Source organism: Amycolatopsis sp. FDAARGOS 1241 (assembly GCF_016889705.1).
GTDB lineage: Bacteria > Actinomycetota > Actinomycetes > Mycobacteriales > Pseudonocardiaceae > Amycolatopsis.
In genome coordinates this window covers 2,383,584-2,405,506 of sequence record NZ_CP069526.1, presented here as the reverse complement: position 1 = coordinate 2,405,506, position 21,923 = coordinate 2,383,584, and the positions used below count along the sequence as shown (strand labels likewise).

The 21,923-nt window shown below is 70.3% G+C and carries 20 protein-coding genes and 1 pseudogene; 4 read left to right on the top strand and 17 right to left on the bottom strand.

Features of this window, described 5'->3' with window-relative positions:
* Window positions 1-71: 71 nt before the first annotated feature.
* The 3 genes from I6J71_RS50575 to I6J71_RS11905 all read right to left on the bottom strand — a co-directional run bounded on the left by I6J71_RS50575 (window position 72) and on the right by I6J71_RS11905 (window position 3,227).
* The gene (locus tag I6J71_RS50575; protein WP_370542121.1) at window positions 72-935 is read right to left on the bottom strand and encodes a tetratricopeptide repeat protein; all 864 of its coding nucleotides are present in this window, start codon (window positions 933-935) and stop codon (window positions 72-74) included.
* 37 nt (window positions 936-972) lie between these two features.
* The gene (locus tag I6J71_RS11910) at window positions 973-1,275 is read right to left on the bottom strand and encodes a tetratricopeptide repeat protein (protein ID WP_204094772.1); all 303 of its coding nucleotides are present in this window, start codon (window positions 1,273-1,275) and stop codon (window positions 973-975) included.
* A 98-nt stretch (window positions 1,276-1,373) separates the two neighbouring features.
* The gene (locus I6J71_RS11905; RefSeq protein ID WP_204094771.1) at window positions 1,374-3,227 is read right to left on the bottom strand and encodes an FAD-dependent monooxygenase; all 1,854 of its coding nucleotides are present in this window, start codon (window positions 3,225-3,227) and stop codon (window positions 1,374-1,376) included.
* Window positions 3,228-3,413: 186 nt separating this feature from the next.
* Here I6J71_RS11905 and I6J71_RS11900 point away from each other — a divergent pair, with 186 nt between their 5' ends.
* On the top strand, window positions 3,414-4,175 hold the full coding sequence (locus tag I6J71_RS11900; RefSeq protein WP_239154689.1) for an IclR family transcriptional regulator: 762 nt from the start codon (window positions 3,414-3,416) through the stop codon (window positions 4,173-4,175).
* Between the two features lie 448 nt (window positions 4,176-4,623).
* Here the strand turns inward: I6J71_RS11900 and I6J71_RS11895 are convergent, their stop codons facing one another.
* From I6J71_RS11895 to I6J71_RS11835, 13 genes and pseudogenes are all read right to left on the bottom strand, one after another.
* Window positions 4,624-5,616, bottom strand: a complete 993-nt coding sequence (locus I6J71_RS11895) for an NADPH:quinone reductase (protein ID WP_239154687.1) — start codon at window positions 5,614-5,616, stop codon at window positions 4,624-4,626.
* The gene (locus I6J71_RS11890; RefSeq protein WP_204094770.1) at window positions 5,613-6,116 is read right to left on the bottom strand and encodes a pyridoxamine 5'-phosphate oxidase family protein; all 504 of its coding nucleotides are present in this window, start codon (window positions 6,114-6,116) and stop codon (window positions 5,613-5,615) included. The genes I6J71_RS11895 and I6J71_RS11890 overlap by 4 nt, the downstream gene beginning before the upstream one ends.
* Window positions 6,113-7,498, bottom strand: a complete 1,386-nt coding sequence (locus I6J71_RS11885) for an MFS transporter (RefSeq protein ID WP_204094769.1) — start codon at window positions 7,496-7,498, stop codon at window positions 6,113-6,115. The genes I6J71_RS11890 and I6J71_RS11885 overlap by 4 nt, the downstream gene beginning before the upstream one ends.
* 189 nt (window positions 7,499-7,687) lie before the next feature.
* On the bottom strand, window positions 7,688-8,317 hold the full coding sequence (locus I6J71_RS11880) for an alpha-L-rhamnosidase C-terminal domain-containing protein (protein WP_239154685.1): 630 nt from the start codon (window positions 8,315-8,317) through the stop codon (window positions 7,688-7,690).
* 190 nt (window positions 8,318-8,507) lie between these two features.
* A pseudogene (locus tag I6J71_RS50570) lies at window positions 8,508-8,852 on the bottom strand (hypothetical protein); the annotation flags it as partial.
* The gene (locus I6J71_RS50565) at window positions 8,770-9,042 is read right to left on the bottom strand and encodes a hypothetical protein (RefSeq protein WP_204096997.1); all 273 of its coding nucleotides are present in this window, start codon (window positions 9,040-9,042) and stop codon (window positions 8,770-8,772) included. The pseudogene I6J71_RS50570 and the gene I6J71_RS50565, both read right to left, overlap by 83 nt.
* 48 nt (window positions 9,043-9,090) lie before the next feature.
* Window positions 9,091-9,381 (bottom strand): hypothetical protein, encoded by a 291-nt coding sequence (locus I6J71_RS11865; protein ID WP_204094766.1) that lies wholly within the window; start codon window positions 9,379-9,381, stop codon window positions 9,091-9,093.
* A 124-nt stretch (window positions 9,382-9,505) separates the two neighbouring features.
* Complete coding sequence (locus tag I6J71_RS11860; RefSeq protein ID WP_204094765.1) at window positions 9,506-10,027, bottom strand: alpha-L-rhamnosidase N-terminal domain-containing protein; 522 nt, start codon at window positions 10,025-10,027, stop codon at window positions 9,506-9,508.
* A gap of 123 nt (window positions 10,028-10,150) precedes the next feature.
* On the bottom strand, window positions 10,151-10,579 hold the full coding sequence (locus I6J71_RS11855; protein WP_204094764.1) for a hypothetical protein: 429 nt from the start codon (window positions 10,577-10,579) through the stop codon (window positions 10,151-10,153).
* 46 nt (window positions 10,580-10,625) lie between these two features.
* Window positions 10,626-10,844, bottom strand: a complete 219-nt coding sequence (locus I6J71_RS11850; RefSeq protein ID WP_204094763.1) for a hypothetical protein — start codon at window positions 10,842-10,844, stop codon at window positions 10,626-10,628.
* A complete protein-coding gene (locus I6J71_RS11845) occupies window positions 10,841-13,654 on the bottom strand; it encodes an alpha-L-rhamnosidase (protein ID WP_204094762.1) in 2,814 nt (937 codons plus the stop codon). The genes I6J71_RS11850 and I6J71_RS11845 overlap by 4 nt, the downstream gene beginning before the upstream one ends.
* Window positions 13,651-14,961 carry an MFS transporter gene (locus tag I6J71_RS11840; protein WP_204094761.1) on the bottom strand — a complete coding sequence of 437 codons (1,311 nt, stop codon included), beginning with the start codon at window positions 14,959-14,961 and terminating at the stop codon, window positions 13,651-13,653. The genes I6J71_RS11845 and I6J71_RS11840 overlap by 4 nt, the downstream gene beginning before the upstream one ends.
* A gap of 161 nt (window positions 14,962-15,122) precedes the next feature.
* The gene (locus I6J71_RS11835; RefSeq protein WP_239154683.1) at window positions 15,123-16,094 is read right to left on the bottom strand and encodes a LacI family DNA-binding transcriptional regulator; all 972 of its coding nucleotides are present in this window, start codon (window positions 16,092-16,094) and stop codon (window positions 15,123-15,125) included.
* A 415-nt stretch (window positions 16,095-16,509) separates the two neighbouring features.
* Here I6J71_RS11835 and I6J71_RS11830 point away from each other — a divergent pair, with 415 nt between their 5' ends.
* On the top strand, window positions 16,510-18,645 hold the full coding sequence (locus I6J71_RS11830; RefSeq protein WP_239155330.1) for an alpha-L-rhamnosidase C-terminal domain-containing protein: 2,136 nt from the start codon (window positions 16,510-16,512) through the stop codon (window positions 18,643-18,645).
* A 123-nt stretch (window positions 18,646-18,768) separates the two neighbouring features.
* On the opposite strand, the gene I6J71_RS47985 is transcribed toward I6J71_RS11830, so the two are convergent.
* Window positions 18,769-19,230 (bottom strand): hypothetical protein, encoded by a 462-nt coding sequence (locus I6J71_RS47985; RefSeq protein WP_239154681.1) that lies wholly within the window; start codon window positions 19,228-19,230, stop codon window positions 18,769-18,771.
* Window positions 19,231-19,274: 44 nt separating this feature from the next.
* Here I6J71_RS47985 and I6J71_RS47980 point away from each other — a divergent pair, with 44 nt between their 5' ends.
* Both I6J71_RS47980 and I6J71_RS11820 read left to right on the top strand, forming a co-directional pair.
* Window positions 19,275-20,246 carry a glycosyl hydrolase gene (locus tag I6J71_RS47980; RefSeq protein WP_239154679.1) on the top strand — a complete coding sequence of 324 codons (972 nt, stop codon included), beginning with the start codon at window positions 19,275-19,277 and terminating at the stop codon, window positions 20,244-20,246.
* Between the two features lie 621 nt (window positions 20,247-20,867).
* Window positions 20,868-21,860, top strand: a complete 993-nt coding sequence (locus I6J71_RS11820) for a hypothetical protein (protein ID WP_204097635.1) — start codon at window positions 20,868-20,870, stop codon at window positions 21,858-21,860.
* The last annotated feature ends 63 nt before the right edge of the window (window positions 21,861-21,923 follow it).

Below are 21,923 nucleotides of genomic sequence, written 5' to 3'. Positions count from 1 at the left end.
AGCCGACCGGCCGCCGCTCGACGGATCCGGTCTTCGATCGTCCTCGGCGGCACGGAAACCGTTGCCGTGCTTCAGTCCGCCGACTGCGCCCAGCCGGCGCACAGCGGGCAGGTCACGCGCCTTCGGCGGCTTGCCGAGCCCCGTGGTCGATGTTGTTCCGCAGCACGGAGATGTTGTCGTGCTCCGGTCCGAAGACGCGGAGCCAGTCGGCAAGCAGCGTGCGGTAGAGGTCGCGCGCCGTGGCGCTGCGGCCGGCGCGGCCGGTCCAGCCGGCGTGCGGGGCCGAGGCCGGGGGTCCGTTCGTCGATCAGTGCCGCCAGGACGGCTCGGGCCCCGGCGGCGCCACCGCTTCGGCCGGTCCACGTCCCCAGCCCGGCGTGGGCGCGGAGGGTGGTCGGGTGTTCCGGACCGAGCACGCGTGTGGTGTGGGACAGCAGTGCGGCGCAGGCGTCGCGCGCGCCGGCGGGGTCGCCGGCTTCGCCCCGCCAGTGGGCGGGCACGAAGCGCGTGCACAGGGTGTCGGGGTGGTCGCGGCCGAGCACTCGCTGCCGATCGGCCAGGACGGCGGTCAGCAGGTCGCCGGCTTGAGCGGGCCGGCCCAGCGCGCCGTGGTACGAGGCGAGGTTGTGGCGCAGCAGCAACGTGCTCGGGTCGTCGGCGCCGAGCAGCCGGAGCTGGTCGGACAGCAGGGCCTCGCCCAGCGTGAGTGCGGCGGCGTGGTCGCCCGCTTCCCCGGCGGTGTAGACGAGTTCCGGCCGGGGTGTCGGGGTGCTCGGGCCCGAAGCGGCGTTCCTGGTCCACGAGCAGATCCACGCACAGCTCGCGCGTGATCGCCCTCCCGGCCGGTCCAGTGGGCGAGGTCGGCGCGGGTGACCAGGGTGTCCTCGTCGGCAGGCCCCAGGACTGCGAGCTGGTCGGCGCGCACCAGCGCGCACAGCTCGCGCGCCTCGGTCGCGTGCCCGGATTCTCCCGTCAGCCGCGCGAGCTGGTTCCGCAGATCAGGATGTACCGGTGCGTCGGGCCGAGCGCGCGCGTCTGGTCGACGAGCAGCTCGGCGAACAGTTCCCGGGCCCCGGCGAGGTTTCCGGCCGCGCCGGTCGAAGTGGCGAGGTTGCTGCGGGCTCCGAGCGTCTCGGGGTGGTTCGGACCCAGCACCAGGCTGCGTTCGGCCGCGACGGCCGCCGCCTTCTCTGCCGCGCCCGCGGCGTTTCCGGACTGCGCAGTCCAGCCGGCCAGCTGCATCCGCTCGGCGAGCTCGTGCTCCTCATCAGCCACTCCGCCACCTCCACCGGCGCCATCCTCCCGCCGACGGCGACCAGGGCTGCGTGCGCCCCGGGAGAGGGGCCACGCCGCGGTCCCGGCACGGCCTCGGGTCACCTCCCCACGAGCACCCCGGCGAGGAACTCCGCCAGGCGATCGAACGCGTCCAGCGCCACCACGTCCGCCACGTACTGATCCGGCCGCACCACCACGACGCAACCCTGCTCGCGGTCGACCCCGCGCAGGTCGAAGATGTCCGCCGCCGGAGCCGGGCAGAACGTCTTCTCGTAGTCCACCAAGCCGAACGGGCCCTTGCGCGGCACCAGAACCGGGGGCAGATCCGCCACCGTCAGCTCCCGGTGCCCCTGCTGGAGCACAGCCCGGACATCGAGCACCGAATCCGGGTCACCATCCACCGGCGTGAAGCGGTCGAGCAGGGACGGCAGGAACTCCCCCAGCGCGCGAAGCCGTGAATCGGCGGCAGTGGGATGCGCCGGATCGGCGAAGGCGTAGAGGCGCCAGGCACCGTCCGCGCGGGCGGCGTGGCCCAGGTGCATCGGCTTGGCGTCGGCGAGCCGGATCACCGGCGCCGAGTGGAACCGCATCCCCACCGGGAACCCGGTGGCAAGCCCCTGCTGCTCGGGCGAAGCGGTGAGCGCCGAAGCTCCATAGTGGACGGCCACCCCCGCCGTGAACCGGCCTTGTTCGCGGAAGTAGTGCTGGAAGCGCGCGGAATCCTCGTCGTGGCCGCTGAACAAGGTGGTGAACTCGCGGTCGAACTCGATCAGCCGGCGGGCGAGGGCCTGGCGTTCGTCGGAGTAGGTGCGGAGGATCTCCGGGCGGGACGTGCCGCGCAGCACCGTGCCGAGCTTCCAGCCCAGGTTCCACGCGTCGGCCATCGAGACGTTCATGCCCTGGCCCGCCTTGGCGCTGTGGGTGTGGCAGGCGTCGCCCGCGATGAAGACGCGCGGTGAAACCGGGTTGTCGTCGAAGCGGTCGCACAGGCGCTGGCCGATTTCGTACACCGTCCACCAGCCGACGTGCTTCACGTCGAGCGTGTACGGGTGCAGGATCCGGTTGGCGACGGCCTCGAGCTTCTCCGCCGTGACGGTGCGCGAGCGCAGCATTTCCCCGTCGCGGTCGTTGTCGAGTTCGATGTAGAGGCGCACCAGGTACCCGCCTTCGCGGGGGATGATCAGGATGCTGCCGTGGTCGGAGTGGATGGCCGCCTTCAGCCGGATGTCGGGGAAGTCCGTCACCGCCAGCACGTCGAGCACGCCCCACGACTTGTCGGCCGCCTCCCCGCGCAGTTCCAGCCCGATGGCCTGCCGGGTGGCGCTGCGCGAGCCGTCGCAGCCGACGACGTAGCGCGCGCGGATCGTCGAGGTCTCCCCCGTCGGCTCGAACCCCTCGACGTGCTGCAGAGTGACCGTGACCGGGTGCTCCGCGGCCGGGTCGGGGTCCACTTTGAGGTCGGTCAGGTGCAGGCCGTAGAACGGTTCCGTGCGCGCGGCCGAACGGCTCAGGTACTCGCGCAGGTAGCTCAGCATCCGGGCCTGGTTCACGATCACGTGGGGCATCTCGGACAGGCCCTCTTCGACGTCGTCGATGCGCCCGGTCCGTTCGATGCCGTCGGTACCGGGCCGCCAGAAGGTGACCTCGTTGACCCGGTACCCCTCGTGGACCAGCCGGTCGGCGAGCCCGAAGGCTTCGAACATCTCCACGGTGCGGCAGGCGACGCCGTCGGCCTGCCCGACTTCCAGCGGCCCGTCGCGGCGGTCGACGACCACCGTGCGCAGCTGCGGGAACTGCGCGAGCTGAGCGGCGAGCACCAGGCCTGCCGGGCCGGACCCGACGACGAGCACGTCGGCCGTCTCCGGCAGGCCGGCCGGACGTTCGGCCACGGACGGGTGCGGCTGCTGCACGAACGGGTCACCGGGGCGGTAGCCGTCGAGGTAGAACTGCACGGTGCGGGCTCCTCTCCGCGTGGGAACAACCCCATCTTCGGCCCCGTGGCCCCACCAACACAGCAAGTTCTGTTCTCCAGAACGGCATTCAGCCGTGAAACACTGGGAACTGGTGGAAACAAAGCTAGAATGCTGCCGTCAGGGCGAAGAGGAGATTCCGCCCTGAAGAACTCACCGAGCTACTCCGTGACGAGCGTCGACCACGCGCTGCAGCTGGCCGTGATCCTCCAGGTGGAGGGTCCTCTGCGCGTCAGCGACGCGGCGGAGCGCCTCGGCGTGGCGCGGTCGACGGCGCACCGGCTCCTGTCGATGCTCGTCTACCGCGACTTCGCCGTGCAGGACGAGAACCGGTGCTACGCCGCGGGCCCGGTGCTGGCGCTGGCCGCCCGGTCGCATTCGCGCGTGTCCCTGCTGCGGCAGGTGGCGATGCCGTTCGTCGAGTCGCTGGCCACGCGCCTGGACGAGAGCGCGAACCTGATGGTGCTCTTCGGCGACCACATGCGCTTCATCGGCACGGTGGAGGGCAAACGGGTGCTGCGCGTCGGCAGCCGGGAGGGTTCGGTGTTCCCGGCGCACCTCGTGTCCGGCGGGAAGGCGATCCCGGCCGAGCTGCCCGCCGAAGAACTCGAGGCGATCTACGCGCCGCAGGCGTGGGCCGGGCGCGAGCAGGAACGGCCGTCGCTCAAGACGCTCCGGGAGGAACTGCAAGGGATCCCGGCCGCGGGCTTCGCGCTGAACGTCGAAGCCACCGAGGCGGGCGTGACGGCGGTGGGCCGCGTCGTCCACACGGACGACGACGACCTCCGCGCCGCCGTCAGCGTCTCGATGCCGTCGACCCGCTTCTCCACCGAGGTGCTCGGTTCGGTCGTGCGCGGGCTGACCATGACCACGGCCGGGATCGAGCGGGCGTTCGCGCGGAAGGTCGCCGCGGAGAACGCCACGCTCTGAACCGGGCCGGCTCGGCCGGAAAAACTCTGTGTGTGGCAGCTGGGATGCTGCCGATCGTGTCGCGGGTTGAGTTGCTGTCGGCTGCGCAAGGGCGTAGCTCCGGGACTGCTGCCGGTTCGTACTGGTGAGCGTCGACGGTGTCGGTGGATTCCACGATCGCGCGGGCGCATCACCACGCGACCACACCGCAGTCGTCTGCGTGCTCGCGCCATTGTCGCGGTGATTCCCGAACCTGCCGATCAGACCGGGCACCGCGAACACCGGGGTTCCGTAGCGGTCGGCCATCCGCGTTGGACGCGATCGACGACCGAGGTCGCAACGCCGTCGAACGCCGCTTCGACCTGCGCAAGCACTGGCGTGGCCTTGCCGCCCCGCCACGGGCGATCGTCTACCGCTCCACCGTGCTCCTCCACGCCCCGATCACCGGGAAAGCATGGCCAGACATGCCTCAGCTCGGCCGGACGAGGATCCGCCCGCGCACCGAACCGGACTCCAGCGCCGCGTGCGCCTTGGCCGCGTCGGTGAGGGGGTACGTCGCGCGGACGCGCACGCGCAGCCGGCCCGACGCGAGACCGGAGTTGATGACCGTCGCGGCGGCCGCGAGGTCGGAGACGGACGCGTTGCTGATCGCGAAGCCGCGCAGGCTCAGGTCGCGCACGTACAGCGCGCCGACCGGCAGAACCGGCGCGGCTCCGAGCCCGGCCATCAGGACGACCCGGCCACCCTGGCGCAGCAGCGGCAGGGTGCGCTCGAAGTCGTGGTGGCCGCTGTTGTCCCACCAGACGTCGAACCCGCCGGGTGCGCCCGCCCGCAGCTGCTCGTCGAAGTCCGCGGCGTCGTAGGGGATCACCGCGGCAGCGCCGGACTCGGTGCACCACTGCACGTCGCGCCGCGAAGCGGTCGCCACCACCTGGGCACCCGCCGCTGCCGCGAGCTGCACCACGGCACTCCCCACGGCACCAGCTGCGCCACCGACGAACACCGTTTCGCCGGGCGCCAGGCGCGCTTCGCGGAACAGCCCGACGTGCGCGGTCGCCGCACCGTGCAGCACAGGCGCGGCCGCCTCCGCGGCCACGCCCGCCGGCAGGGGGTAGAGCCGTTCGGCGGACACCACGGCGTACTCCGCGAACGCCCCCTGCCGCCCGCCGTGGCCCAGGCTGTTGCACCACACCCGGTCGCCGGGCGCGAGCCCAGCGACCCCGGGTCCGGCCGCGGCCACCGTGCCGACGAGGTCGCGGCCGATGACGAAGGGGAACGGCGTCGGTGTGCAGTACGCGCCGGACCGGACGAACAAGTCGACGTGGTTGACGCTGCTCAGCTCCACCCGGACCAGCACGTCGGTCGGTCCCGGAACCGGTGTCGGCAGCTGCCCGACCTCGATCCGCTCGACCCCGCCCGTGGCCCGGATGAACGCGGCCCGCATGGTCGCCGGGACCGTCACGCTTCCCGCTCCCCGGTCACCGGATCACCGAGCTTGTGCTCGGCGATCGTGGTGCGGTAGCGCTCTTCCCAAGCCTCGGTCAGCGCGCCCTGCTCGGCGCCGCCCCACGTGTAGGCGGGCGACAGGATCGGCAGCACGCGCTCGACGTCGACGACCACCACCTCGTTGGCGGGGTACCCCGGCCCGTTGACCTCGAGCAGCCACGAGTTGAGCCACTCGTACTCCGGCGCGCCTGGCGGGGCGAAACGGGTCCGGCCCTTGAAGCGGTAACCGCGGCGGCTGAAAAAGTCGATGACGTTGATCTCGATCCGCGGGTCGCGCCGCAGGTTCGCGATCGTGGTGGGCGACGCGATGTCCATGAACACGAGGTGCTCGTCGTCGTAGACGCGCACCGAGCCCTTCGGGGAGAGGTTGGGCGAACCGTCCTCGCACACGGTCGCGGCGAACGCGAGCATGGCCCGGTCGATGATGTCGCGCATGTCCTGGTCGATGATCGTCACGGCCTGTCTCCTGTCTTCCGGGTCGGTTGAAGTGCTCGTGCCGCCTCGGCGGGCTGGGCGCCGAGGTCGACGTGTCTCGTCTCCGGTCCGGACGCGGCACCCACCACGATGAGCACGCCGCTCGCGCAGAGCAAGACCAGCGGCGTGAGGTCGTAGGGCAGGAACCGCGCCGGCCCGGCCTGGTAGAACGCGTAGAACGACGGGATGATCACGGCGGTCGTGTAGCTGAGCCCGTACGCGCTGGAGCGGACGCCGACGTGGAACCGTGCCACGATGTAGGTGCTCACCACGGCATACGTCGACACGACCACCAGCACGAGCGCCGCCACGGCGACGGCCACCGGCGCCACCCCCGACAGCTGCCCGCTCGCGATGGGCAGGAACAGCAGCGGCGCCGCGACGGCCGTCAGCACGCCCTGCGCGACGAGGAACGGCTTGCGGCCGATGCGCTGGCTGAGCACACCGGCACCGACGTAGGCCGCCGCCAGCACGGCGTAGGCCACCGCGAGCACCACCGTCGACTGCACGCCGGTGAGGCCGGCGCTCGTGCGCAGGACTCCGGGCAGCACCGCGCCGACCATGTTGAACGCGAGCCAGACTCCGGACATGAGCACGAAGACCTGGAGGAAGCCGCGCAAGTTCCCGCCCCGCAGCAGCTCCGCCACGGGCGAGCGGCCGGAGCCGGGTTGGCGCTCGCGCCACGCGTCGGACTCCTGGACGTTGCGCGCGTACCAGCGCGCCCAGCCGAGCGCGAGGACGGCGCCGAGGAAGAACGGGATCCGCCAGCCCCACTGCGCGTACGGCGGCGACGGGCCGCCGGCCGGGATGACGAGCACCAGCGCGGTGGTCAGCAGCGCGATGGCGCAGTACGCGAGCGGGAAGCCGGTCACGATGACGGCGCCGGTGAATCCGCGGCGCGCCTTCGGGCTCTGTTCGAGCGCGAGCGGCGTCGCGGCGGTGTACTGCCCGCCGAGGAAGACGCCGTCGAGGAAGCGCAGCGCCACGAGCAGCACGACGGCGGTCACGCCGAGTGTCGCGTAGCCGGGCAGCAGCCCGATCAGCAGCGTGCACAGGCCGAAGCCGACCAGCGGGACGATCGACGTGCGCCGCCGCCCCCGCCGGTCGCTGAGGTGCCCGAAGATGAGTGCGCCCAGCGGCCGGCCCAGCAGCGTCGCGACGAAGATCGCGGCGGTGAGGATCTTCGCCGTGGCGTCCGGCAAGCCGGCCGGCGTGAAGTACGCCTGCACCGGCCCGAGCACGATGACGGGCAGGTAGACGTCGAACATGTCGATGAACAACCCGACCTGCGCGCCGACGCGTGCCTTGCGGCCCCGCCTGCGTTCCAGGCCGGTCGAAGCGACGTGCGGTGGGGACTCGGTCATTGAGGCCTTCTCCGGGGGTGTCGCGGATTCTGGACGAGGGGTGTCCAGTAAAGCCACGCGAACTCCCGCGGTCCCAGGCAATTCCTCAGGGCAGAACGGAGTGGACCGTCGCTAGGGGACGGTCAGGGAGCCGATCTGCCACCGTGCCCTCCAGCGGTGACCGGGAATACTTGCGCCTTCCGGCAACGATCAGCCGCGCCGTTGGCCGATCTCCAAGGTGTGCCGGCCGGCGCTCAGCGGCCTCGGGTCGTGGCCTGGCAGGCGAAGCGTTGCCACCGCGCCGTCGGGAACCTCGGCCTCGACGGTCCACACCGGACCGCTGCGCGGCCACGAGACGGCGACCCGGCCGCGGACCGTGGTGTGGGTGATGCGGGACCAGTGCACCCGGTCGTCGGCGAGTGGGGCGATTTCGAGGGACCGCCGGCCGGGACTGGTGGCGCGGAGGCCACCGACGGATTGCTGGATCCAGGCGGACGCGGAGCCCAGGAAGTAGTGGTTGCGCGAACGCGCGGTCTCGTCCCAGGACTCCGACAGGGTCGAGAACCCGCAGTCTCGCCAGATTCCCCAGCCCGGGCGGTCACGGTGCGTCGCCGCGGTGACGGCGAGGTCGCTGCGGCCGAGGGCGCACAGGACGGGCAGCAGGTGTTTCACCGCGACGGCGCCGCGATCGAGGTGGCCGCGCGTAGCGTTCGATGTCGAACCCGTGCCGGTCGGCCGGCGCGCGGAACCCGGGCGCGCCCAGCGCCGGCCGCTCGCCCGAAGCCACGTCGAACGCCATTTTTCGAAGTCGATCATCGACACCGTGTCGTCGTCGGCCACCAGCTGCTGCCCGACGGGTACGCGGATGAGCTGGTGCGGGTGCTCGGGGTGCCCGGGGCCGCCGTCCCGCGCACGGAGCTCGACGAGGAGCAGCCCGACTGGTCGGTGGTGCGCTCGCAGATCGCCCGGTGCGGTGTTCGAGATCGGCGATGAAGCCCGCGCCGACCTCGTCGGCGCGCTCTGCGGGCACGGCACCGAACGCCGGCGGAAGCACGTTCATCGCCTGGCGGTAACCGGCACCGGGCGACCGGTACGTGCCGCTGGGCGCGTCGAAGAAGCACCGGTGGTAGGCGCCGGCGATGGTCTCGGCGGCTTCCCGGTAGCGATCGTGCGCCGCGGAGCGGCCGAGCACCTCACAGAGGTCGGCGGTGCGCCCCGCGACCCGGTGCAGCATCATCGTCGCGGTCGGCATGGGACCTTCGGGCGCGACGCGGTGTCCCGGGGAGAGCCCATCACCCCGGCTGTGGTGGGGCCACAGGCCGTCTTCGGCCAGAGCCAGGAGCCGGTCGGTGTAGGTGCGCTCGGCGGGGGACACAGCGTTCGAGGATTTCGGGGTCGCCGTACTCCCAGTACAGGTTCCACGGGAGGAGGACCATCGCGCGCTCCAGGCCGGATCGGCGGCTCGCGGTGCCGCAGATCGTGCCGACCCATTCCGTGGCCGTCGCGGGCGTCGAGGTGGTCGTCGAGCCATCGCCCAGCGTGGCGCGGAGATCGAAGTGGTGCAGGACCGCTTCGGTGACGAGGTGCGCGTCGGCGGTCCAGCCGTTCTTCTCCTAGACCGGCGTGTCGGTCGGGATCCCGTGCAGGTTGTTGAGGACCGTCCGGGCCGTCGCTTTGTCGACCCACGCCAGGACCTCGTCGCCGCACTCGAACTCGCCCACGACGTCGACGGCGGCTTGCAACCGGACGGCGCGGACGTCCGTGACGCTGACGGGTCCGGACCTGCTGACACCAGCGAACTGGAACCCCTTGCAGCTGAACTTCGGCTCCCAGGTCAGGGCCGCGTCGTCGCCCACCACGAGGCGGTCGACCTGCGCCGCACCGGCGGCAAGGGGTTTTCGCACAGCACGGAGCCGTCCCGGTTGAAGCGCTCGCCGTACCGGACCACGACCTCCGCACCCGACTCGCCGGTCACGGTGCAGCGCAACGGCCGGCGAGCACGGTGCGGAAGTTGTCGACGATCGTGCCCTAGCCCAGCGCACGTGCGAAGACCGCCGGCAGCACCTCGGCTCGCCGGACCGGAGCCGCGCGAGCGGGGATCAGCTTGCCTCCGGGAGGCGTCACCTCCGCGGCCCGCACCCACTGCTTCCCCGTCCGCACGATCGTCTCGCCGGTGTACAGGATGTCGCCGACCATGGCGCTGTCCGCCGTTTCCCGGCTGTCGTCAGTCGCCACCACGATCCGCCGCCCCGCACCGTCCACATACTCGAGTTGCGCGATGACAACCGGTTCCCGGTGCCAGGGCGACAGCTGCCACGCCCACGGGTTGGCGCCCCGTGCGGCGTAGAAGCCGCGACCGAGTTCGGCGACCAAGGTGTTTTCGCCCCGGCGCAGCAAGTTCGTGACGTCGTAGCTGCGGTACAGAACGGTGCGGCCGTAGTCGGTCTGAGCCGGCTCCAGGACGTCCTCGGTCACGACCGTCCCGTTGAGGCTGAACTCCCCGTACCCGAGGCCGACGGCGAACAGCCGCGCTTCCCGGGCTTCGTCCACAGTGAACTTCGTGCCAATACGCGGTTCGGCGCGGGCACGGTCCCCACCCCGATCGCCCGGGTGCCCGGCTCCTCGGCGTCGTCCCGCAACGCCCGCCCTCGCGCCGGCCTCGGCGAGACGCCGTCATCGGGGGCCGCGGCGGCGGGCGCCGAGAGGGTCCGCCAGCCGAGCCGGTCGCGCTCGAGGCTGATCCGCACCAGGTACTCGCCGGGCCCGCCTCCGCACCTCGAGGAAGTGGGCGAACCGGTCCCAGCGGAACGCGCCCCGTTCCACGACTTCAGCCGCCAGCACCGTCCCTTCCGGATCGCACAGTTCGAGCCGGCCCCGAACCTCCTCGGCCGGCTCGTCGACGAGAGCGACGCTCACCGCCGTGATCACCCCGTCGACGGCGACGGTCTGGCCCAGCCAGCGGCCCGGCTCGAGCCAAGCGATGTGGTCGGACTCGACGGAGCGCACGATGCGCCGCGCCGGGTCGGTCCACCGGTCCAGCCATGAGGCCGACCAGTCCGCCGGATCGAGCAGGCCGTCTCCCACCGAGCCCACCGGCTCCACGCCGAAACCTGGTCGCCCTCGCCGGAGACCCGGAGGCGTCAACGGCTCACCGCGCGGCCGGGGCGTACCGGGCCGCCGACCGCAGGTCCCGCGTCGACGTCAGAACCGTTCCCGAGTCACAGACCAGCTCACCCTCGTCATCCACCACCTGGACCTGCGCCTGCCGCTGCCTCTGCGCGTGCCGGCTGAGCACCGGGCTGGGCCCGACGCCGATCGGATCGCGCCGTCCGTCGACGAGCAAGTCCGCCGGCGGGACGGGCGTCACGGCAATTCCCCGGCCGGGAGTGCGGCCAGGGCCTTTTCGATGGCGTCGACGACGTCGAGCGGGGTGTGGCTGAGCGGGTCGCGCAGCGAACGGCCCGGTGTCCACCGAGTGGCCCGGCGGAACGCGACCGCTCGTTCGGGGTCGATCCCGCTGATCGCCGCCAGCACGGCTTGGTAGGCCTCGGGATCGTCGACGATGGTCGCCAGATCGCTGTCGAGCCCGAGTTCGGAGCGGGTGCGCCGCGGGCGCGGGTGCCGCTCGGTCCACGTGTGGGTGCCACTGCCGACCTCGTGTTCCGCTCCCGACGGCAACCGGACGAGCGCGCGGGTGTTGGCCGGCACCTCGACGTCGAACCGCACCACCCCGCCCTCACGCCGCCAACCCGACGACGCCCGCCCGTACGGCGTTTCGTGCCAGGCCGACGCGTCGTCCAGCACGTCGATCACCGTCGGCGCGATGCGGAGGCGGCGATACCCGGCTTCCCCTGGTGCCAGGCCCGCGACGATGCGGTGCAGCCAGTCGGCGACCGCGCCGAGTGCGTAGTGGTTGAACGACGTCATCTGGCCGGGGTTGATCGAGCCGTCCTCCAGCATCGAATCCCACCGCTCCCAGATGGTGGTGGCGCCCATCGTCACCGGGTACAGCCACGACGGGCACTCGGTCTGCGCGAGCAGGCGCGCCGCAGCGTCCGCGTGCCCGGTCGAGGTCAACGCGTCGCAGATGATCGGGGTGCCGACGAAGCCGGTGGCGATGTGGTAGCCGAACGACCTCACGAGGTGCCGCAGCCGCTCCCCCATGGCGGACTTGCTCTCCCCGTCGGCGAGGCCGAAGACGATGGCGAGGGCGTAGGCGGTGGGCGCGTCCGACATCATGCGGCCCGTAGCGGTGACGTACGTGCTGCGGAACGCCTCACCGATGCCCGCCGCGAGGTCTCCGTAGTGGCGGGCCTCGTCGTCTCGGCCGAGTGCCGCGGCGGCTTTCGCGGTCAGGTCGGCGGATCGGTAGTAATAGGCGGTGGCGACCAGCCCGGGGTCGGTTTTGGCGCGCCCCGGCTGATCGGGTGGCGCGTCCGGGTCGAGCCAGTCACCGAACTGGACGCCGCTTTCCCACAGGGGGCTGCCGCCGGTGCGGACCGTGACCGTGTCCACCCACGCCTTCATGGCCTCGTACGCGACGGCCAGCGCGTCCCGATCGCCGAAGCGTTCATTGAGGACAGTCGGCACGACCGTGATCGCATCACCCCACGCCGCGACGGGTTCGAGCTGCCCCGGCACTTGCGGGATCACCGCGGGGACGACCATCGGGACGACACCGTTCGCGGCTTTCTGCTCCAGGAAAACATCCTCCAGCCAGGACCGGAGAAAGGCATCGCAGTCGTAGAGGAACGCCGCGGTGGGCGCGAAGACCTGGATGTCACCCGTCCAGCCAAGCCGCTCGTCGCGCTGGGGGCAGTCGGTCGGGATCGACAGGAAGTTCCCGCGCATCCCCCAGACCACGTTCTCGTGGAAGCGCTCCACCAACGGGTGTGACGTCGAGAAGCCACCCGTGCGGGACAAGTCGGTGTGGACGACAGCGGCCGTGACCGCCGACGGCGAGAACGCGCCGGGCCAGTTCTGGATCTCGACGTACCGGAACCCGTGGAAGGTCCACCGCGGCTCCCACGTCTCCTCACCGTCGCCGCGAAGCGTGTAGTGGTCCGTGGCAGCCGCGTTGCGCAGCGGCCGGGTCCCGAGTTCGCCGTGTTCGAGCACCTCGGCGTGGCGCAAGGTGATGGTGTGCCCGCGGGGACCGGTCACGGTGAGCCTGACCCAGCCCACGAGGTTCTGGCCGAAGTCGAGTACCGTGCGGCCGGCCGGGGTGGTGATGACCTTCACGACCTCCCGGCGCTGCACCACCCGGACCGGCTGGCTCGTCCGCGGTTCGGGCCGGACGTCCGGGACATCGACCGGAACCACCGGGCTCCAGTTGTCCCCGGCGATCCCCGGATCCGTCCACTTCGGATCGTGCAGTCGCGCGTCGTGGGTTTCACCCTGGTAGATGCTCGCCGCGACCACGGGCCCGGACGACCACCGCCACCGCTCGTCGGTGACCACCCGAGCCGTGGTGCCGTCGGCGTACTCGATCACCAGCTGCGCAGCCGCGGCCGGGTGGCCGTCGTAGAACCTCCGTGCCCGGTCCCGGAAGCCGAATTCCTCGGTGTACCAACCACCGGCCAGTTCGATCCCGAGGGTGTTCGCCCCTTGGCGGAGGTGTTCGGTCACGTCAGTGACGTCGTAGTGGAGCCGCCACTGGTAACTCGTCCAGCCGGGCTTGAGCACCGCGTCGTCGACCGCGGCGCCGTTGAGCCGGGCGTCGTAGGCACCGAACGCGGTCGAGTAGAGGAAAGCGCGCCGGACAGCGCCGCGCACTTCGAACGTCGTGCGCAGCAGGTGCGGTTCGTCCGAACCGGACCCGACGAACCGCGCTCGCCACTCGGAAGCTCCGAGAAACCCCGCCGTCACCTCGGTCGCCTCGCTCCACGGCGACGCCGACCCGTCGGCTCCCCGCACCCGCACCCGCACGCTCGCGGTTTCACGCGGTCGCAACGGGATGAACGGCCACGCCACGAAGACCGACGCGTCACCCTCGATCGTGGCGGTCGTGCGCGAACCACCGCGGGACACCTCGATCTCCGCGCCGGCCTGGAGCCAGCCTCCGGTACGGGACACCGTCGTCCACGACAGCTTCGGCGAGGCGGTCGCCACGAAAGGCTCGCCGGACAGGCCGATGCGGGGAGCGTTGACCGTGACGAGGGGATCACCGGTGATCAAAGAGCCTCCTTGGTGGTGAGAGTGGCAGCCCGGGACGGCGAAGCCGCCGCGCGGCCGGAGCCGGCCCGCAACCGGCGGATGATGAGCGAGCCGACGAGCCCGGACACCACCGCGAACACGGCCAGCAAGTAGTAGAGGCCGGCCGGGCTCCACGCGATGAGCGCGGGAGTGACGAGCGCGAAGGCCGCGGCGATGAACCGTGCGATCGCGATGGTGAAGCCCTGTACGGTCGCGCGGGCGTTGACCGGGAACGATTCCTGGGTCCAGATCTTGTACAGCGCCTCCCCGACGAAGGGGAACGCGATGTTGTACAGGACCAAGGCAGCGATCATCGCCGGCAGGACCACGCCGCCGGTGACGGCGATGAGCAGCTGGCAGACGAGGAAGACCACCACGCCCGCGGCGAAGAACCGGCTGCGCCACTTGGTGTCGGCGATGCGGGTGAAGACGATCGTGCCGACGAGACCGATCAGGGTGGTGCCGAACGACAGTCCGGTCGCGACGGTCTGCGTCGTACCCCCGACAGTGACGAGGAAGTACGTCTTGAACGAACCGAAGGTGTTCGCCACCAAGGTGAAGAAGAGGTAGAAGAGCGCGGTGAGCGCGATCAGGACCAGCGAAGCCCGGTTGCGCAGCAGGCTCGCGAGCGGCAGGGCCTTCGCGGGATCCACGCCTGCCGTCACGTACCGGGCCTGCGCCTCCTGCTCGAGCCGGCGGAACGGCGGGTAGAACGCGCGGAACCCGAACGTCGCCACGGCCAGCACGGCGAGCAGCCCGAAGATCAGGCTGACACCGGGCACCCCCATCCCGGAGACCGCGAAGCCCAGCAGCGTCGCCACCACGACGCCGATCGTCCACATGACGTGCGTGAACGCGACAAGCCGCCCTTGCGCCCCGTCGGGTGCGCGCTCGGACAACACGGCGAGCGAGGTCGGCAGGTCGGCCCCGGCGGCGATGCCCAGCACGATCACGCCGATCACCAGCACGGTCGCGCTCGGGGCCAGCGCGACTGTCACCGCCGCGGCCGCGTACAGCAGGATCGTCAGGGAGAACATCCGGCCGCGGCCGACCAGGTCGGCCAGGCGCCCGCCGAACACGGACCCGACCGCGATGAACAACGTCAAGGCCGAGCCGAGCACCCCGACGGTCCACACGTCGAGCTCGAATGCCTTCTTCCACAGCGCCAGGCCCAAGCCCACGGAGATGATCGCCCCGGAATCCAGCAGCGACGCCATCCCCGCGGCGACCGCGAGCAGCCAGTGTCTGGTCTCCAGCGCGGCCGCGCCGGTGGCAGTGTTCTCGGCCATCAGGTCTCCTTCATCGTCGAAGCAGCACGCCGTTGGTAATACGTTTTACCTCGGTGCGCCAGGCATCACACCACATGGCCTCCCGGGAAGGTCAAGGCCGCGAGCCGAAATGGGTAAAACGATTCAACAACGAGCCAGCTCGAAGCCGTCTGTGAAGTGGGTCACTGCCGAACGGTCGAAGCCCGGACGACCAGCTCGGGTGAGAACTCGAGCTGATGACGCGGCGGACTGCCGCCACCCGGCGAGGCGAGGGCGTCGATCTCGGCGAACAACAGGTCAGCCACCGCGGTGCCGAGCTCCGCTTGCGGTGTGCGGACCGTGGTCAGCGGCACGATCGTGGACCGGGCGAACTCGATGTCGTCGTAACCGACCACGGCGATGTCAGCCGGCACGCGGACTCCGTCGTTCGCCGCGAAAGCCTGGACCACACCGATGGCCAGGAGGTCGTTCGCGCAGAACAACGCGTCGGGCCGCTCGGCCGGCGGCCGGCGCAGGAGCGCGTCCGCGCAAGCGATCCCGGCCTCCACGGACCGCTCCGGCACCGGGAGGACCTCCAGCGTGACACCCGTCGCGGCGTGGACGGCGGACAGCGCCCCGTTCAGCCGGTCGGACATCTGCTTCAGCTCGAGCGAAGACGAGACGAACCCGATGCGCTTGCGCCCCTGCTCGATCAAGTGCGCGGCGGCCAGCCTGCCGCCCTCGACGTGGTCGATCGACACCGACGCCTGCGCCGGCGACTCGGCGCGGCGTGCACTGAGCACGCTCGCGATGCCGAACGAGCGCATCCGGGCGAGCTCGGCCTCCACGTTGCCGACCGGCGCGATGATGACCCCGCTGACCTGCTGCTTCGCGAACAGCTGAAGGTAGGCGCGTTCGCGCTGCTCGGACGCGGTGTCGTTGGCCATCAGCATGTACATGCCCTCGGCCGAGACCCGTTGCTCGATAGCCGCGGCGATCTCCGGAGTGGTGGCGCCCGCGAGCTCGAAGGCGAGGTAGCCGATGACCGGGCTGACGCCGGTCCGCAGGGTGCGCGCGGCGTCGTTGGGCACGAACCCGAGCGTGTCCACCGCCTGGCGGATCCGCTGGCGCGTTCCCTCGGAGAGCTTCCGCGGCCGGTGGAAGTAGTTCGACACCGAGGCCGGGGAAACCTTCGCCAGGTCCGCGACGTCGCGAATGGTGACCCTGTTCAGCCGACTGTTCCTCTCCCCGCCCGCACGACACCCAGTGCCACCGATGCTAGTGCAGGTGCCTGGCGCGCGACCTCGCCCGACGCCGGATGCGCGTCCGGATCCGGACAAATCCTTGCCCCGCCCGCGGGCGGGTCTCCACCATTTCCTCCTGGCCGTGGTGCCCGACCGCGGCCAGGCCCGTCCGTGCCCGTCCCGGGCAGTCCCCGCAGACCTCCGCTCAACGGAGAGAGAGGCACTTGAATTGAAACGATTCACTAGTCTGAGACCGTCCCGGTTCCATCGTCTGGCGACGGCGGGAATCCTGGGCGCCCTGATCCCCGCGCTGGCGATGACACCCGCCGTGGCGTCCCCGATCGAGGTGCCCGGGTTGAACACCTCCGCCTGGCAGTCCTACGTCCTCGGCCCGCAGACCGCTGACGTCCACCCCGTCCAGGCCGAAGGCCGCGGCGAAGTCACCCATCCCCAGTCGCTGCTGAAGTCGCACGGTCCCGCGACGACGCTCACGACGAAAGCGGGCGGCACCCCGGCCTCCGTCCTGCTCGACTTCGGCAAGGAGGTCGGCGGCACGCCCTACCTCGACCTCACCCGTGTCACCGGATCGCCGACGCTCACGCTGGTGACCGCCGAGGCGCGCCAGTACATCCGGACCCCGGCTTCGACGACGGTCTCGGCAGCGGCAGCGACCGGAGCGACGCAGATTACGCTGGCTTCCGCCGCGAACCTGGAGACCGGCAACTCGATCACGTTCACCCCCGCCACCGGCGAGCCGGTCACCCGCACGATCACAGCTTTCGACGTCACCGCGCGGACCGTAGCGGTGAAACCCGCGCTACCGGCGGATCTCGCGACCGGCACGGCCGTGGCCACGTCGCCCGGCGCGCCGAGTTCGGACGAGTCCCGCGGGCTCGCCGGTGTCGGCGGTCCGGACACGTTCCAGCCGACGGGTCCTGGCCGGCTGACCGGAGGTTTCCACGGCGGCTTCCGGTTCGCCCTGCTCACCGTTTCCTCCCCCGGCAGCGTCAGCCTCTCGTCGGCGGGCCTGGACTTCCAGGCGTTCCGCGCGACACCCGCCGACTACCAGGGGTGGTTCCTTTCCAGCGAGGACGACCTCAACCGGATGTGGTACTCCGGTGCCTACACGCTGCAGCTGAACCTGAAGGCGCCAGGGCTCAACGGCCTTCCGGATGCGCGCATCTACGACGGCGCCAAGCGTGACCGCAGCATCTGGACCGGCGACCTGCTCGTCCAGATCCCCACATTGCTCACCAGCCTCGGAAACGCCGGCGCGGCCTACGTGAAGTCGTCCCTCGACGTGCTGCTGGCGACCCAGCGCGCGGACGGTGCCTTCCCGGGCTCGCCGGACTTCTCGAAGCGCACCTCGCCGGTCGGTTCCCCGCTGTTCTACTCGAACAACTACTCCGGATACGGGGCGCGCGCGTTCATCGACTACTTCCGCTACACCGGCGACAAGACCTACCTCATCGCTGCCCTCCCCGCTCTGCGGAAGGAGCTGGCTTACAACGACACCTTCCTCAGCGCAGACAACCTCGTGGTCTCCAACGACCGTGACTACTGGCAGGCGACTCAGACCGGTGAAGTCACCAAGTACAGCATCGACTACTACATCCTCTTGAAGGAGATGTCGTGGCTCGAGCGCAGTGTCGGCTCGGCCGCCCTCGCCGACACCGACGATGCCAAGGCCGAGGCCATCAAAGCCGCGGTGACCAGCAAGCTCTGGAACCCGCAGCTCGGGGCGTACGGGCAGAGCAGCGCCAAGGCCGACGTGCTGGTCGAAGACGCCAACGCCTTGGCACTGCAGTACGGGTTCGTTCCGGAGGGCAAGGAAGCCGGCGTCCTCGCAGCGATGAAGACGCTCTGGACTCCGTACGGCGCCATCATGGGGCCGGGACTTCAGGACCCCACGGGTCACACCATCGAGCCCTTCGCCAACGGCATGGAGACCGCGGGCCGCTTCGCCGTCGGTGACACCACCGGAGCGCTGGACCTCATGAAACGCACCTGGGGTCCGATGATCGACAAGAAGAACCCGCTCTACACCGGCGCGTTCTGGGAGTTCAAGAACAGCACCGGCGGCGTCAACCGGGCGACGGCCAGCCTCGCCCACGGGTGGGCCGCGTCGCCGTCGGTGCAGCTGACCGAGCAACTGCTCGGCGTCGAGCCGGTCGGTGCCGGCTACCAGTCGTGGAGCATCGCGCCGCATCCCGGCAGCGTTCGCTGGGCGAGCGGCGCCGTCCCCACCGCCTACGGAGCCATCAAGACGGAGTGGACTTCGGACTCGCGATCAGGCCGGTTCGCCCTCACCGTGCAGGCGCCCGAGCACACCACCGGCACGATCACTGTCCCGGTCGGCCGCACTTCGGTCGTCACGATCAACGGCCGTGTCCTCAAGGACATCGGCCCCGAGGCGAAATCGTCCGGCGGCTACGTGACCCTGACAGTGCCCGGCGGCACCTACCGGATCACCGTTTCCTGACAAGACTGAGAACGCCGTAACGCTGTGGGCTGCTGTGGAGGAAACCTCCACAGCAGCCCACTCCGCGTGACGAAAGAACGAATCCCACCGAAGCGAAATCGCCTTTCCCCACCCTCCTGAGCTTCAGGCGAACAGAAACCACCACTGAAGGTGGATGTTTTCGTCCACCACATCGAGAAAACGACAATTGATGTTCTTGTCCCTCGGCTTATCCGCGGTGACTGTCGCATCGCTGGTCGGCCTGACACCCAGCGGGACCGCCAGCTCTGATCTGCGGACCTCGGCCGAAACGTCCGCTGAGCTGCCGACCGGAACGGATGTACTGCAACCGCCGGCCGGCGGACTCTCCGCGGCCCAGTTCGCGCACCCGGACACCCGGTTCAAGCCGGCGATGCGGTGGTGGTGGCAGAAGCCGTTGGACAACGCAGAGGCACTTCGCGAGCTGCAGGTCATCGCGGACGCCGGGTTCGGCGAGGTCGAGATCGCGTTCTCCGACGGCGCGTGGGCCACGGACGACCAGCGCACGAGCCTGGGCCAAGTGCTGAACAAGGCCGCCCACCTCGGCATCAAGGTGTCGATGACCAAGGGAGCAGCGTGGCCGGTGCTGACGCCGGCGACCGGCGCCGGAAGTGGCTTCGCCTCGCAAGAACTTGCAGTACGGCCGCGTCCACATGTCCGGCGGTCAGAGCTTTTCGGGGCCGGTTCCGCCGCCGATCGACGCGGCGCAACTGCCCCAGGTGCGCCGGCTGGTTGCGGTCCCGGCTGCGCGGGTCGTGGAAGCCGGTCCCGACGTGTCGGCGCCCGGCCGGCCACCGGCCAAGTCGACGGTGTTGGATCCCGGCTCCCTGACTGACCTCACGGCGCAGGTGAAGAACGGCGACATCTCGTGGCGGGCACCGGCGGCGGGCGACTGGGAGCTGTTCGCGTTCTGGTCCCGGGAAAACCAGGGGAACTCCACGAATCCGCTGGACGCGGACGCCTCACGCAAGGCCGCGCAGGACCTCGATCAGCTCCAGATCGGCAAGGACAACGCGCCGAAACTGCGGAAATCCGGAGCGGACCTGTTCGAAGATTCGCTGGAGCTGCACGCGACCCCCATCTTGTGGACACCCAAGATGGAAAGCGAATTCCGCAGCCGCCGCAGATATGACATGGCGAAGTACCTGCCGATGATGTTCGTCCAGGGCGAGTCGGACTTCCCCGTTCCGCCGAAGGAACCGAGACCCGATTTCTCCTTCTCCGACGGGTCGGCGAGCAAGATCCGGCACGACTACTACGAGACGCTGACCGACCTGTACATCGCGAACCACCTGCAGGTGTTCCAGGACTGGGCAAAGCAGTACGGCATGCAGTACAAAGCCCAGGCCACCTACCTGCAGGACCTCGAACCGATCCGGAGCTTCCGCTCGTTGGAGAGCTTCGGAGCGAGGTCGGAAACCGAATCCCTCGACGCCGGCGAGAACTTGCCGGTCTCGCCCGCCGACCCCGCCTGGCGCAACTCGCTCGCCTTCCAGCAGACGATCGCCTCAGGCGTGCACCAGGGCGGCGGCGCCTCCTCAGCGTCGAACTCGGGGCGATCTTCAAACCCGCCTACAGCATGAACCTCGACGACTACCGCGACCTGATGGGCAAGGAGTGGGCCGTGGGAGTGTCCCAGCCGTTCATCCACGACTTCGCCCTGCAATCCGCAGGCGCGGCGTGGCCGGGGACCACGCGATTCACCGACTCGGTCACCGAAAGCTGGCACGACAAGAACTTCCCCCAGTGGTCCAGCTGGCCGGCGTTGAACGGCTACTTCGCGCGAGGCACCAGCGTGCTCGAGACCGGCACGGCAAAGACGGACGTCGCGGTCTACAGCGACTCCTTCTTGTCCCCACGCGGGCACCAGTCGCTGTTCAACGCTCAGCGCCTCGAGGAGCAGGGCTTCTCCGTCGAGTACCTCGATCCCCAAGGACTGGCCGAGGATTCGCGTCCGGACCACGGTGAACTGTTCCCCGGCACCAGCGGCTACCGCGCCCTGGTCGTCGATCAACGGCCGATCACCCACGACGCGTCGGCGGCGATCCTGCAAGCCGCGAAGGCCGGCGTCCGGGTCGTGTTCGCAGGTGCTCTCCCCGACCGGGACACGACCTACGCCAGCGGAGCGCGCGGCGACGCCGTGGGCAAGAACAACGTCGCTGCGACGCTCAAACTGCCGTCAGCCACGAAGGTGGCGTCGCAGCATGACGTCGCGAACTGCGCTCAAGCGCCTGGGTCTCACTCCTCGAGTCGTTTCGGACGGCACGCAGATCCTGTCCCAGTGGCGCGACGTCGAGGGCGGCGCCTACGTCTACCTCTACAACCCGTCCGATCACCCGATCACGTTCAGCCCCTCCTTCGCGGTCCAGGGTGTGCCGGCGGCGATGAACCTGTGGAACGGGTCGATCTCGCCGATCGCGCAGTACTCCTCCGGCAACGGACGCACCACCGTGCCGATGACCCTGCAGTGCGGCCAAGGCGAAGTTGTGACGATCAACAAGGACGCGAGGCCGGCTGTCCACGTCACGGGCGCGCCGCCCAAGGACGGTTCATTCCTCGTCAGCAAGGGGAAGATCGTCTTCCGGGCGACCGAATCCGGCGGCCAGACCTTCCAGCTGTCCGACGGCCGCAAGACCGACGTCAACGCCGAAGTCCGCACCGACGACGATCGGCCGCTTTCCGGCGTCCCGGCCAGCCGTCCGTCCACCATCGACCAGTGGACCCCGTGGTCGTCGACGGTCAGGACCGTCACTCCCACCGGCGGCGCCACGGTGTCGATCCCCAGCGGGCTGGGCGACTCGCAGTTCCAGCAGTTCCGGCTCAAGGACTGGCGGGACATCACCCGGCTCAACGGGGAGTCCGGTGTCGGGACCTACACGGCGAACACCACGCTGCCCGACGGGTGGCACGCGAACGCCGCGCAAGGAGTACAGCTGGACATCGGCCACGTCGACGGAACCGCGGACATCTCGGTCAACGGCCAGTTCGCCGGCACCCAGATCACGGACGGCCGGCAGTGGGACATCACCCGATGGCTGCACCCCGGCACGAACGCCGTCCAGATCACTGTGCGGACGACACTGCGCAACGCAGTGTCCAAGTACAACAAGAAATCAACGGCCGGCCAGCCCTACGGCCTCCGCGGCCCGGTGACGCTCACGCCGTACCACGATTACGTCGTCTACAACGGGAAGTAGTCCGCTTCGACGAGCCATGAGCTGAGACCGATACCACCCACCGCAGGAAAGCGGCGCCGAGGG